Raw genomic sequence first — 12,879 nt, 5'->3', positions numbered from 1 at the left:
CAAAATACTATTTTATCTTAAATATATCTTCAGGAGAACCTGATTCGTCTTCTGGCTTAGACTCTTGTATATCCTCAACTGTCTGAATACCGATGTTATTTTCTTCTTCTTCCTGAACATCTTCTAGAACTGACATTCTCATTGTTCCTGTACCTTCAAAAGTTGTTGGTGAATTCACTTGATTAAAGCCATCATTTTCATTAGTTATATCACTAAAGATATCATCAACATTTTGCATTTCATCTTCTAATAAAGATTTAAATTTATTTCGAAATACTTTAAATTCTTTTATAAGAGATTCATACTCATTTCTTATTTCTACAACCTTATTATTTGCACTGTCAATTATTTGCTTTGACTGAAGTTCCGCTTCCTGAACTATTATTCTAGCCTTTTTATTGGCAGCACTAGTAGTATCTTCTGCCGCACTTTGAGCTGTGATTAAAGTTTCTTTTAATGTTTCCTCTATGCTAGAATATTTACTTACTTGTTCTTGATACATAAGTAATTTTTCTTTTACGGCTTCATTTTCTTTTACAATAACTTCATAGTCATCTTTTAATTGATCTAGAAATACATCTACTTCTTCTTCGCTGTAACCCCTAAATCCCTTTTTAAATTCTTTATTGCTTATTTCTTCTGGTGTAATCATTTATCTCACTTCCCTATACGAATATTTTTGTTTTTATTTTGATTTTGCCTTTTCTAGTAGTATCTCCTACTTCACTCAAAATAAACTTTCCTTTTTTCCTGACTGAGATTACCGACTCTCCCTCGACTAAACTTGAATTTTTGTAGATTTTTTCATAATTAACTGAAACAAACCCTGAATCTATAAGCTTAGTTGCCTCTTGTCTAGATAGCTTAAATACTGAAGAAATAATATTGTCTAGTCTAAGAGAAGATATAGTAAGTGATCTCTCATCAAAAGTTTGACTTGACTTTATTATATCACTTCTGTCTATACTTTTTAAGCTAACTCTATTATTTCCAACCTTATCTAGATTGTATATTATATAGTCTGATATTTCACTTTCAACTATTAGCTGACAGTAATCCTCATGTACTAGTATGTCCCCAATTTTTTCTCTTTTTATACCTAGGCCTAGTATAGCCCCCAAGTAATCTCGATGTGAAACAGATGAAAATTTAAAATTCCCATCAATCTGTAAAAAACTAATTTCAACATCAGGGCTTTCTACTTGCTGATAATATGGAAAAATTGATAATACAGACCTTTCTGCATCATCATATCCACCATCTATCCTACAAGCTAAATCCTGATTAGAATTGACTATTGCCACTGCATTTTTTATTTCAAATGGATTTAAAAAATCAGTTTGTCTATACTCATAGTTTTTAAGCACCGAATTACAGATATCGACAACCCTATACATCTTAATTCTCAAATCATCATCCTTGATATGATTTGTAACCCTTAATTTATCCATTTTACACCTACAAAAATCTCATAATTAATTTTCCTATTATCATAAGAAATATAATCGCTATCATAGGAGTAAAATCTAAAGGTCCAGATATATACTTGCCAAAAATCTTCCTTATAGGCGCCTCTACAGGTTCCGTAAATTGATCTAACATAGTATATAGGCTACTACTTTGTGCACCAGGAAACCAAGAAAGTATAGCTTTTGCGATAATCACCCAAACTATAATATTTATTAGATATTGCAATGCAACTTTCACTATTCCCATATTATTATCCTCGCTTTAAATTATCTACTTTGCCAAGGAAAAATAGCCTTACTTTCAAGTTCTTTTTTTATGCTTGCATCCACATCAACATTTTTCGGTGCAAGAATAAATATAGATTTTGAAACTCTCTGTATGCTACCATCCAATACGTATACGGCTCCATTCATAAAGTCAAATATAGACTTTTTAGTATTTTGCTGTGTCATATTTTCAAGATTTACTATTACAGTTTTTCTAAGCTTTAGATGGTCAGCAATTGTAGCTGCATCATCGTATACTTTTGGCTCAACAATTACAACCTTCATTTGGTTATGAGCCTGATAATCCGCTACTCTGCTTGCAGCTATACCTGCTGCATATGATGACGATGTAGATGTAATATCTGTATCTTCTTCGTACTCTTCAAAGTTATCATCATATTCTTCATAGCTATCATCATATTCATCTTCATATGAATCGTATTCTTCATCAGAGTTTTCGTCGTCTGTTATCATCCAGTCTTTTAATTTTCCCATTTTATCTTTAAAACCTGCCATAATTTACCTCCTAGCAATGTCTGTATATTTTATTTATTATAGTTTCTCTTTCCAAAAATGGATGTACCTATTCTGACAATTGTTGCTCCTTCTTCAATAGCTATATCAAAGTCTTGACTCATTCCCATTGAAAGATCCTTCATTTCGACATTCGGAAGCTTTAATTTAGAAATATCATCTGATAATTTTTTTAAATCTCTAAATACTGATCTTACTTCTTCTTTTTCCGCATCAAACGGTGCCATTGTCATTAATCCCGTAATTTTAATTCTATCGTACTTTTCAGAACATTCTCTAATGAAGCTCTCTACATCTTCTGCATATATGCCATGTTTTGATTCTTCTTTTGAAACATTTACCTGTACTAAACATTTTACAGTAATATCGTGTTGTTCTGCTCTTTTTTGAATTTCTTTTGCGAGACTTATTCTATCCAAAGAATGTATAAGCTCAACTTTATCTATAATATATTTTACCTTATTGGTCTGTAAAGATCCTATTTGATGCCACTTTACTCTATCTCCAATAAGCTCATATTTTCTACTAAGCTCTTGGGGTTTATTCTCTCCAACATCAGTAATGCCATATTTCATTGCTTCTTCTACTAAATCTGTATCCACAGTTTTAGTAACTCCAAGCAGTAATATATCTTTAAAATCTCTGCCACATCCTTGGGCTACATCCTCTATGTTATGCCTTATCTTATCTAAATTCTTATCAATACTCATCATTAATACACCTACTTTCATAGTATTATTTTTAAAAAATCATGATGAAAATAATTAAATCTCAATAAGCATAATAACATATATATATTATTATATCAAAAACTTATAAGATTGTATGTATTATTTTAAAATTTATGAATTATAATTTAAATATCGATTCATTTTCATGTTTTTTTGATCTTGTCATTAACTCCATAACACCCTCTTCTGGATTAAGATCTGTGGTAATAACTCTATATATACACTCAGTAATTGGCATCTCGATATTCATTTTTTCTGCCATTTCATATACTGCTATAGTAGCTGTTATTCCCTCTACCACCATTTCTATTTCTTTCTTTGTTTCATCAATAGAAAGACCCTTTCCTACTAGTATACCTGCTCTTCTATTTCTAGAATGCATACTTGTACAAGTTACTATAAGATCTCCTATTCCTGATAAGCCCGAAAATGTAGACAGCTCCGCTCCCATAGCTACTCCAAACTTACTGATTTCAGTTAAGCCTCTAGTCATAAGAGCTGCCTTAGAGTTATCGCCATAGTTTAAACCATCCAATATACCTGCTCCGAAAGCGATTATATTTTTAGTAGCACCGCCCAACTCCACACCTATAAGGTCATTATTTGTATATACTCTAAAGTATTTATTCATAAAATAATCTTGTATCGTCTGTGATGTATATATACATTCTGAAGCAGCTACTACTGCTGTAGGAATATTTCTAGAGACTTCTTCAGCATGAGAAGGCCCTGATAGCATACAATATTTATTATTTGGAAGTTCCTCAAGGCATATCTGAGATATTCTTTTTCCAGTCTTATTTTCTATACCTTTTGCTACATTGACTACTATTTGGTCAGATGAAACTAAACTCTTTATCTTTTGACAAACTGACCTAACTTGTTGAGAAGGAACAGCTAAAACAATAACTTTAGAATCTGCTATTGCCTCAGCTATATCAGTAGTAGCTTTTAATTTTTCATCTAATTCGAATCCTTCCAGATACTTATTGTTAGTGTGACTATTATTTATTTCGTCACATTGCTCCTGTCTTCTCGCCCAAAGTATTACTTCATTGGCATTATCATTTAATACTTTTGCTAAAGCAGTAGCCCAGCTACCAGCTCCTAATACACATACCTTATTCATCTATTATAACCCCCTTCAAATCTGACTTTCTTTGCCCAAATTATGTTTGGTTATTTTTTCTTTAAATCCAATCTACTTTCTTCACCTTTTAGTAGTCTTTTTATATTTTCTTTATGCTTATAAATAACTGATACAGAAAGTAAAAGGCATACCCATACTCCGCCTAAGTCACTTCTCATAATCATAAGAATTGGAAATAAACATACTCCTAAAATTGAAGCTACTGAAACATATTTAGTTACCAATGCTAGTACTATAAAAAATAGCATACTAGCTAATGTAGGTAGGGGTGCTATGGCAAGTAAAGCACCATATGTAGTGGCAACACCCTTTCCACCCCTAAACTTCAATAGTACTGGCCAGTTATGACCAGCCACAACTGCTAAAGTTGCAATATATTTGGCAAGATCTATATCTAAATTAGCTTTTCTTGCTATAAGCATAGCTATTAATACGGCAATCGTCCCCTTAAAGTAATCTCCAAGAAAAGTCGCTAATCCTGCCTTGAAGCCAAAAGTTCTAAGTGCATTAGTCGTTCCAGCATTTTTTGACCCCTGCATTCTTATATCTTTGCCAAATATTGCCTTGCTAATTATATATGAACTAGAGATATTTCCTATTAAATAGGACAATACTATAATTAAAACATATAATAAAAGCACATTACTTCCCCCCTGTTATCTTCTTTTTTGCTTGTACTCTATTTTTATAGAAGTACCTTCAAAGCCAAAATTCTCTCTTAGTCTATTTTCTAAATATCTTGTATAAGAAAAATGAGTAAGCTTCTTGTCATTAATAAATAATGTAAAAGTAGGAGGTTTTGTTCCTGTTTGTGTTCCATAATAAATTTTTAATCTTCTACCCTTATCTGAAGGTGGCTGATTTAACATAACAGCTTCACCAAGTACTTCATTTAAAACAGATGTTGTTACAGTTCTATTCTGTTCATAGGAAACGTCCATAACTGTCTGTAATATTTTATTAATTCTTTGGTTTGTAAGAGCTGATACAAATAGTATCGGTGCATAGTTCATAAAAGGGAATTTAGTTTTGATTTGATTTCTAAAGTTTATCATGGTTTTATTATCTTTTTCTATTAAATCCCACTTATTAACTACAAATATACAGCCTTTACCTTCGTCATGAGCTAGCCCTGCAACCTTTGTATCCTGTTCTGTGACACCCTCAGTGGCATCTATTACTATAAGCACTACATCTGCTCTATCAACAGCTGTCATCGCTCTTAAAACAGAGAATTTCTCTACTCTTTCATAGACTTTGCTACGTCTTCTTATACCCGCAGTATCTATTAGAAGGAATTTATTGTCATCTCTTTCTACATATGTATCAATCGCATCTCTAGTAGTACCAGCTATCGGTGAAACTATAACTCTTTCTTCACCCAATATATTATTTAATATAGAGCTCTTTCCAGCATTTGGCTTACCTGTTATAGCTACCTTTATAATGCTTTCATCATACTGTGTATCTAATCCATCCGGAAAACTTTCCACTATATCATCTAGCAAATCGCCCAAACCTATACTGTTTGCACCTGAAACTGGCACTGGATTCCCTAGACCTAACTCATAAAAATCATATATTAAGTTTTCTTGGCTCTTTGAATCCACTTTGTTTACAACTAAAATTACTGCTTTCTTTGTCTTTCTTAATATTTCTGCAACCTCTCTATCTGCTGCAGTAAGCCCACCTTTACCATCAACTATAAATAGTATTACATGTGCCATATCTATCGCAAGCATTGCCTGGTCTCTCATTTGAGATACTATTATATCATCAGAATCAGGCTCTATACCACCTGTATCTATTATTGTAAAGTACTTGTTTAGCCATTCTACTTCACCAAATATTCTATCTCTAGTTACACCTGGAGTATCCTCTACTATAGATATTTTCTTTCCTGTCAATTTATTGAAAATTGTTGATTTTCCAACATTTGGTCTTCCTACCACTGCTACTATTGGTCTGTTTTCATTACTCAATATATCACTTCCTATCTTAAATTCTTATTTCATTTATTTTTATTTTTAGGCTTAGTCTATTTCTCAATCAATTTATAATTATACATTATTTGAGCCAAAATATATAGTATCATTATTTTTACTATAATTTTTGGGAAGTGTTATCTTAAAAGAAGACCCTTCTCCTAATTTAGATTCTAGGCTTATATCACCTTCTAGAGATATTAATATATGTTTTACAATCGCAAGTCCAAGACCCGTGCCATCTATATCTTTATTTCTAGATTTGCTAATCCTATAAAATCTTTCAAATATCCTATCTTTTTCACTATCGCTAATACCTATACCATTGTCTTTAACTGTTATATAATAATTATCTTTGTCTTCTCCATACACAATCTTCACGTATCCGCCTGGATTATTGTATTTGATACCGTTAGTCATAAGATTTATTATTAACTCTTTAAAATATTGTTTATGTGTTAATAAGAGAAACTTTCCCTCGTCATTTTTTTCCAATTGATATTCTACCTCAAGATTAAGATCTTTACTTTTAGCCTTATCCGCTAACATATTAAATATTCTTTCATTTACCTTTTCAAGATCAACCCATTCAAGATTTAATTCTTCATCTCCTTCGATTGAGGACAATAGTAAAATATCATTTATTAAAATTCTTAATCTATATGACTCATTTTCTATAATTTCTAAAAATCTTTTTCTCATTTCTGGACTAATTGTATCATCATTAGTCTTTAGTGTCTCCACAAAACCCTGTATCGATGTAAGTGGAGTTTTAAGCTCATGACTTACATTTGCTGCAAAGTCACTTCTCATATTTTCTAACTTAATTCTTTCCGTGATATCTTCTATATTTACTACAGATGCTATCAATATTTCTTTTCGACTCTCCATACTTAAAGGATCTACTTTGACATTATATATTTTTCCATCTTCTAATTTTATTTCCTTGCTCGTACTTGTATCTATATTTATATTGTATTGTATAAACTCCAATATTTTTTTGTCATTAATAACATCATGTATAGACTCTAGCTCTATAGACTTATCTATAGGGCAGCCTAGATATTCTTTTGCTTTATCGTTTATAAGGAAAACTCTATCAGATACGTCGATAACTAAAATTCCATTTGATACTGACTTTAATATCGAATTTAATTGAATATTTTTACCTTCCACTTGCTCAAAAGATCTTTCTAGCATACCAATCATATCATTATAGTCGCCTGCAAAAGTATTGAATTCTGCATGTTTAGATATATTTAATTTGGCATCAAAATTCATATCCTTTACTTTTTTTGATGAATTAATCACATCATGCATAAAATCTCTTAAGTTTCTTATTTCCTTATACAAGACAAGGCTGACTATCCAGGATATTATCATAATTATTGCTATAAGATGGTTTATTTTATACATACTTATTGTTTCCAATTATTTAACCCGCTTTCATCAGAACAACTACTTAAATGTCCTCTAATAAAAATATCTCACTCAATTGATAACTTACTTTAATACTCATAATTATTTTTTTATAATTTAGAGTTTTATAAATCCCATCATCGGTCAAAATTTTAAAACACATTAATTCAATTTATAGCCAACTCCTCTAATTGTTTCTATACTTGAATTTTCACCAAGCTTTTTCCTTAGATATCTTATATGGACATCAACAGTTCTTGTTTCTCCAAAGAACTCGTAGCCCCATACTTTATCCAACAAATAGTCTCTTGTTAATACCTTTCCTCTATTTTGTATCAGAAGCTTTAATAGTTCAAATTCCTTTAGAGTTAGTTCTATTTTTTCTCCATCTAAATAAACCTCATGTCTCTCTAAATACAGAGATATCTTACCAGCTTTTAATGCAGTCTCATCAGATGCATGATATCTTCTGAGTACTGTTTTTATTCTAGCCATCAGCTCTTTTACGCTAAAGGGCTTAGTAATAAAATCGTCTGCTCCTCTATCTAAGCCTTCTATTTTATCATCTTCCATGTTCTTAGCTGTCAGCATTATTACTGGTAAATCACTTATTTTATCGTCTTCTCTTATAATTTTTAAAACATCTATTCCACTTATGTTGGGAAGCATCCAATCTAGTAATAGCAAGTCAGGATTTTCTTCTCTAGCCATCTTAAGACCATCTTTGCCATTAGTACAGCATATGACTTGATGACCTGACACTTCCAAGTTGAACTTTAGAAGCTCCAATATATGTTCTTCATCATCTATCACAAGTATTTTTGCCATAGTGATACCCCCTCTATATAAAGATTATTCTTCCTCTTTCTTGTCTTTTTCACTCAGTATGCTTTCCAATTCATTGACAAAAGTGTTTAAATCTTTAAATTGCCTATATACTGATGCAAATCTAACATAGGCTACCTCGTCGACTTCTTTTAATCTTTCCATAACCATCTCGCCTATTCTAGTAGATTCAATTTCATCAATATACATTTTATTTATTTCTGATTCAATAGAGTCTACCAACTGATCTATTGTTGAAATAGATACTGGCCTTTTTTCGCATGATCTTATTAAGCCAAACTTAATTTTATCTCTATCAAAAGCTTCTCTTCTTCCATCTTTTTTTATTACCATCACTGGAACCATTTCTATCTTTTCGTAAGTTGTAAATCTTTTTTTGCACTTTTCACATTCACGTCTTCTTCTTATAGATGTAGAATCTATATGCCTTGAGTCAAGGACCTTCGACTCTTTACATTCACAGTAAGGACAAAGCATACTTTTCACCTCTTTCTAAAAACTTAATTTATTAATAAAATGGGCTCAACTATACGCTGAGCCCTATTCCGTTTATATTGATATTTTTACTTCTTTCTTCTTAGGAAAGTAGGGATAACCATATCGTCATCTCCTGCTGTCACAGTATCGTCAAAACTATTTGTGAAAGTCTCTTCAGCTGGCTTTGCTTTTTCAACTTTCTGTGGCTCTTTAACTCTTTGTACTTCATTATATTTTGGTGTTATAGGAGGTTGCTGAGATGGCTGTCTTCTCAACTGTGGAGTATTAAATATATCCTCAGTATCATCTTGCAATCCTGTTGCAACTACAGTTATAACTATTTCGTCACCAAAATCTTCTCTAGTAGCGGCACCAAATATAATCATAGCATCTGGGTCACATTTTTCTCTTATTATTTCTGTTGCTTCACTTACTTCAAGCAATCCTAAGTCTGTTCCACCAGTTACATTTATTAAAACACCCTTTGCGCCATCTATTGTAGTTTCTAATAAAGGTGATTCTATTGCCTGCTTTGCAGCTACAAGAGCTCTATCTTCACCAGAAGAAGTACCCATACCCATATGAGCAAGTCCCTGATCCTTCATTATTGCTTCAACGTCCGCAAAGTCAAGGTTGATAAGAGCGGCTTCTGATATTAAGCCAGATATTGCCTGTATACCCTGCTTTAATATATCATCTGCCTTTGATAAAGCTTCTGTAATAGTAGTTCTTTTTTCTATTATTTGAAGTATTTTATCATTTGGTATTGTAATCAATGTATCAACATTCTTCTTAAGTTCTGCAATACCTTCTTCAGCCTTTTTCATTCTTACTCTACCTTCAAAAGAAAAAGGTTTTGTAACAACAGCTACTGTAAGAGCACCTGCATTTTTGGCAATTTGAGCTACTACTGGAGCGGCACCAGTTCCTGTTCCACCACCCATACCAGCTGTTACAAATACCATATCTGCGCCTTCTATAGCCTTTGCTAGTTCATCAGCAGATTCCTCTGCAGCTTTTTTTCCTTTTTCAGGATTGGCACCTGCACCTAGTCCTTTAGTCAGTTTTTCACCAATCTGTAATATATGTTCCGCTTTAGAAGAATCTAAAGCCTGTTTGTCAGTATTTACAGCTATGTACTCAACACCCTTTACGCCAGAGCTGATCATAACGTTAATAGCGTTATTTCCGCCACCACCGACTCCAATAACTTTAATATTGGCAGAGCCTGTTTGCTCTTCAACAAAGTTCAACATTTATAAACCCCCATTCACACTATAGTCTATGTCTGATTTAATATTTTCTTTTTATTAACAAATAATGTTTTTATATCTAAAAATTTTCAAACAAATACTATTATATATATTATCATCAAATAAATATCATTCTATCTATTCTATAATATCCTATAAAACACCTTTATTGCAACATATTTTTAATTTTTTTTGCATTTTTATAGCTTTTATCTATTTGGAAAAGCATTCTTTGCTGATTTTGTCATATATTAAATCAATAGCATCTCTTTTTCCAAATTTTTTGCTACACTCTGACATACTTTTTAACTTTTCATCATTAGATAATAGCTCAAAGATTATTGAGTCTAATTTTTCAGGAGTTAATTCTTTTTCTGTAATACAAACTCCACCACCTGCACTTTCAAGGCTTTTTGCATTATACTCTTGATGATTCTCCGCAGTATATGCCTTTGGTACTATTATAGCAGGTATTCCGACAGAGGTCATCTCTGCCATAGATATAGCCCCAGCACTTCCAATCACTAAATCTGATGCTGCTAGATTATCAGCCATATCATCTAAATAAGGAACTACTCTTTGATAGCTTTTAAATTCCAAATTACCATATTGACTCATAAATTTTTCATAGTATGTTTTTCCAGTTGATATTGTAAAGGCAAAGTCTTCTTTTATCATCTTAGGTAGTGCCAAGCTCAGTGCATCATTTATTTCTTCTGACCCTCCGCTTCCACCTGCAACTAGAAACATTTTTTTATCCATCGGTATATTTAGTTTCTTTCTTGATGATTCTCTATCTGCATTTAATATATCATCTCTCACTGGATTTCCAGTAAGATACAATTTATTATGGGCTTTTTCTGGAAATCTTTTATGTGAATCTTCAAAGCTTGTCATAACAAAGTCAACATTCTTTGAAAGCATCTTATTTGTTATTCCAGGAAATGAATTTTGTTCATGAACAAAAGTTTTTACACCCATTTTACTAGCTTTTAAGACTACTGAACCACTTACATAGCCTCCCGTTCCTATTACTATATCTGGATTGAATTTTTTTATTATTTTTTTAGAATCTCCTAGAGACTTTATAAACATGAAAACTCTTTTAACATTTTCAAAATCTATTTTTCTCTTAAATCCTTTTACCTTTATAAATTCAATATTGTAACCATATTTAGGTACTATCTCTGACTCTATACCTTCTTGTGTTCCAACAAATAAAATTTCAGTGTCTGGATTTTTTTCTTTTATTTTATTGGCTATTGCAATTGCGGGGTATACGTGGCCTCCAGTTCCCCCACCTGATAATATAACTCTCATAATACTTCCCTTCTAATTTTAAGATTATTTTTCTTTAAGTTCCTGAACACTCTTCTTAAAATCTATTCCTCTTTCTTCATAGTTATTGTACATTCCCCAACTTGCACATGCAGGCGATAGTAGTACAATATCTTTTTCATTAGCTATTTGATGTGACTTATATACAGCTTCTTTTATAGTTTCTACTCTATATATATCATCAAGACCATGTTTCTTTGCTGTATCTTCTATAAGATCTGATGTCTGACCTAAAATAACAACACTTCTAACATATTTTTTAGCTATTTCAAATAGCTCATTGAAGTCACTGCCCTTGTCATATCCACCTGCTATTAAAATTATTGGGTGCTCATATGACTGGACTGCCTTTATTGTCGAATCTGGATTTGTACCTTTTGAGTCATTTATATATGAAACTCCTTCTACAGTGTCTACATACTCTAATCTATGTTCAACTGCTTTAAAGTTTTTTAGTAAATCTACAATAGTCTCTATATCTATACCATATTCATAGCAAATAGCTATAGCAGCCATACAGTTTTCTAAATTGTGTCCTCCAGGAAGGCTTAATTCTTTTGAACTCATTATCTTTTGAAGTTTATTATTCATTTTCATTACAATATTATTATCTTTATCTAAGAATATGCCTTCATCTAGCTGAACTTTTCTAGAAAAATATATTACTTTAGCCTTGCAATATTCAGCCATTTTCCTAGTAGTTTCGTCATCATAATTTAAAACACAAACTTCTCTATCAAACTGATTTTTAAATACATTCATCTTTGCTTTTGCATAATTTTCCATAGTATGGTGTCTATTTAAATGATCTTCTGTAAGATTTAAAACAGAAGAAACTTTAGGATTGAAATCAACTACACTCTCTAATTGAAAGCTTGATAATTCAGTTACTAAAACAGCTTTCTCACTTGCTTTTTCAACTGCACTTATAGCAGGATTTCCTATATTTCCAACTATATAAGTTTCATAGCCTGCTTTTTCAAATATTTCACCAACTATTGAAGTTGTAGTTGTCTTCCCATTAGTACCTGTAATAGCTATGAAATCAAGGTCTTTTTCTCTACTAGCCCTATAAGCTAACTCTATCTCACTAAAGACTTCCTTACCATTTTCTTTTATTTCTAATATGTAATCAAGGTCTAGTGGTACACCTGGAGATACTACTGCAAAATCTATATCTGATAAGTCTTTACTATTTGGATTTCTTCCAAATATAAACTTTACCTTTTCAAATTCATCAAATTCTTTAATTATATCTTTTAAACTTTCTTTATCTTTTGAGTCGTTAATTATTACTTCGGCTCCACTTCTTAATAAATACTTAGCTGAAGCTATGCCAGACCTTGCCATACCTACAACTAATATCTTGTTTTTACTAAACAACGCCGTCACCTCTTTATTCATTTATGT

Annotated in this window: 14 protein-coding genes; all 14 read right to left on the bottom strand. The window is 31.7% G+C overall.

Annotation, left to right across the window (positions count from 1 at the left end):
• Positions 1–7: 7 nt before the first annotated feature.
• The 14 genes from UF10_RS03420 to murD all read right to left on the bottom strand — a co-directional run bounded on the left by UF10_RS03420 (position 8) and on the right by murD (position 12,873).
• Positions 8–652, bottom strand: coding sequence for a DivIVA domain-containing protein (locus UF10_RS03420; protein WP_106776417.1), 645 nt, complete (start codon positions 650–652; stop codon positions 8–10).
• A 13-nt stretch (positions 653–665) separates the two neighbouring features.
• The gene (locus UF10_RS03415) at positions 666–1,451 is read right to left on the bottom strand and encodes a YlmH family RNA-binding protein (RefSeq protein ID WP_106776416.1); all 786 of its coding nucleotides are present in this window, start codon (positions 1,449–1,451) and stop codon (positions 666–668) included.
• 7 nt (positions 1,452–1,458) lie between these two features.
• Positions 1,459–1,716 carry a YggT family protein gene (locus UF10_RS03410; protein ID WP_106776415.1) on the bottom strand — a complete coding sequence of 86 codons (258 nt, stop codon included), beginning with the start codon at positions 1,714–1,716 and terminating at the stop codon, positions 1,459–1,461.
• Between the two features lie 20 nt (positions 1,717–1,736).
• Complete coding sequence (locus tag UF10_RS03405; protein ID WP_106776414.1) at positions 1,737–2,252, bottom strand: cell division protein SepF; 516 nt, start codon at positions 2,250–2,252, stop codon at positions 1,737–1,739.
• A gap of 29 nt (positions 2,253–2,281) precedes the next feature.
• Entirely contained in the window at positions 2,282–2,983 is a 702-nt protein-coding gene (locus UF10_RS03400) for a YggS family pyridoxal phosphate-dependent enzyme (protein WP_106776413.1), read from the bottom strand.
• 136 nt (positions 2,984–3,119) lie between these two features.
• Positions 3,120–4,130 (bottom strand): NAD(P)H-dependent glycerol-3-phosphate dehydrogenase, encoded by a 1,011-nt coding sequence (locus tag UF10_RS03395; RefSeq protein ID WP_106776412.1) that lies wholly within the window; start codon positions 4,128–4,130, stop codon positions 3,120–3,122.
• Positions 4,131–4,180: 50 nt separating this feature from the next.
• Complete coding sequence (gene plsY / locus UF10_RS03390) at positions 4,181–4,792, bottom strand: glycerol-3-phosphate 1-O-acyltransferase PlsY (protein WP_106776411.1); 612 nt, start codon at positions 4,790–4,792, stop codon at positions 4,181–4,183.
• 15 nt (positions 4,793–4,807) lie between these two features.
• Positions 4,808–6,133 carry a ribosome biogenesis GTPase Der gene (gene der / locus UF10_RS03385; protein ID WP_106776410.1) on the bottom strand — a complete coding sequence of 442 codons (1,326 nt, stop codon included), beginning with the start codon at positions 6,131–6,133 and terminating at the stop codon, positions 4,808–4,810.
• Positions 6,134–6,211: 78 nt separating this feature from the next.
• A complete protein-coding gene (locus tag UF10_RS03380; RefSeq protein ID WP_242969029.1) occupies positions 6,212–7,567 on the bottom strand; it encodes an ATP-binding protein in 1,356 nt (451 codons plus the stop codon).
• A 150-nt stretch (positions 7,568–7,717) separates the two neighbouring features.
• Complete coding sequence (locus tag UF10_RS03375) at positions 7,718–8,383, bottom strand: response regulator transcription factor (RefSeq protein WP_106776409.1); 666 nt, start codon at positions 8,381–8,383, stop codon at positions 7,718–7,720.
• A 24-nt stretch (positions 8,384–8,407) separates the two neighbouring features.
• Positions 8,408–8,878, bottom strand: coding sequence for a transcriptional regulator NrdR (gene nrdR, locus UF10_RS03370; RefSeq protein WP_106776408.1), 471 nt, complete (start codon positions 8,876–8,878; stop codon positions 8,408–8,410).
• 86 nt (positions 8,879–8,964) lie between these two features.
• A complete protein-coding gene (ftsZ, locus tag UF10_RS03365; protein ID WP_106776407.1) occupies positions 8,965–10,134 on the bottom strand; it encodes a cell division protein FtsZ in 1,170 nt (389 codons plus the stop codon).
• A gap of 210 nt (positions 10,135–10,344) precedes the next feature.
• Complete coding sequence (gene murG / locus UF10_RS03360) at positions 10,345–11,451, bottom strand: undecaprenyldiphospho-muramoylpentapeptide beta-N-acetylglucosaminyltransferase (protein ID WP_106776406.1); 1,107 nt, start codon at positions 11,449–11,451, stop codon at positions 10,345–10,347.
• Positions 11,452–11,475: 24 nt separating this feature from the next.
• Positions 11,476–12,873, bottom strand: coding sequence for a UDP-N-acetylmuramoyl-L-alanine--D-glutamate ligase (gene murD / locus UF10_RS03355; protein WP_207654561.1), 1,398 nt, complete (start codon positions 12,871–12,873; stop codon positions 11,476–11,478).
• Positions 12,874–12,879 lie beyond the last annotated feature (6 nt).

The organism is Peptostreptococcus russellii (assembly GCF_003012055.1).
Taxonomy (GTDB): domain Bacteria; phylum Bacillota; class Clostridia; order Peptostreptococcales; family Peptostreptococcaceae; genus Peptostreptococcus; species Peptostreptococcus russellii.
This window is presented reverse-complemented; position numbering and strand designations above follow the sequence as displayed.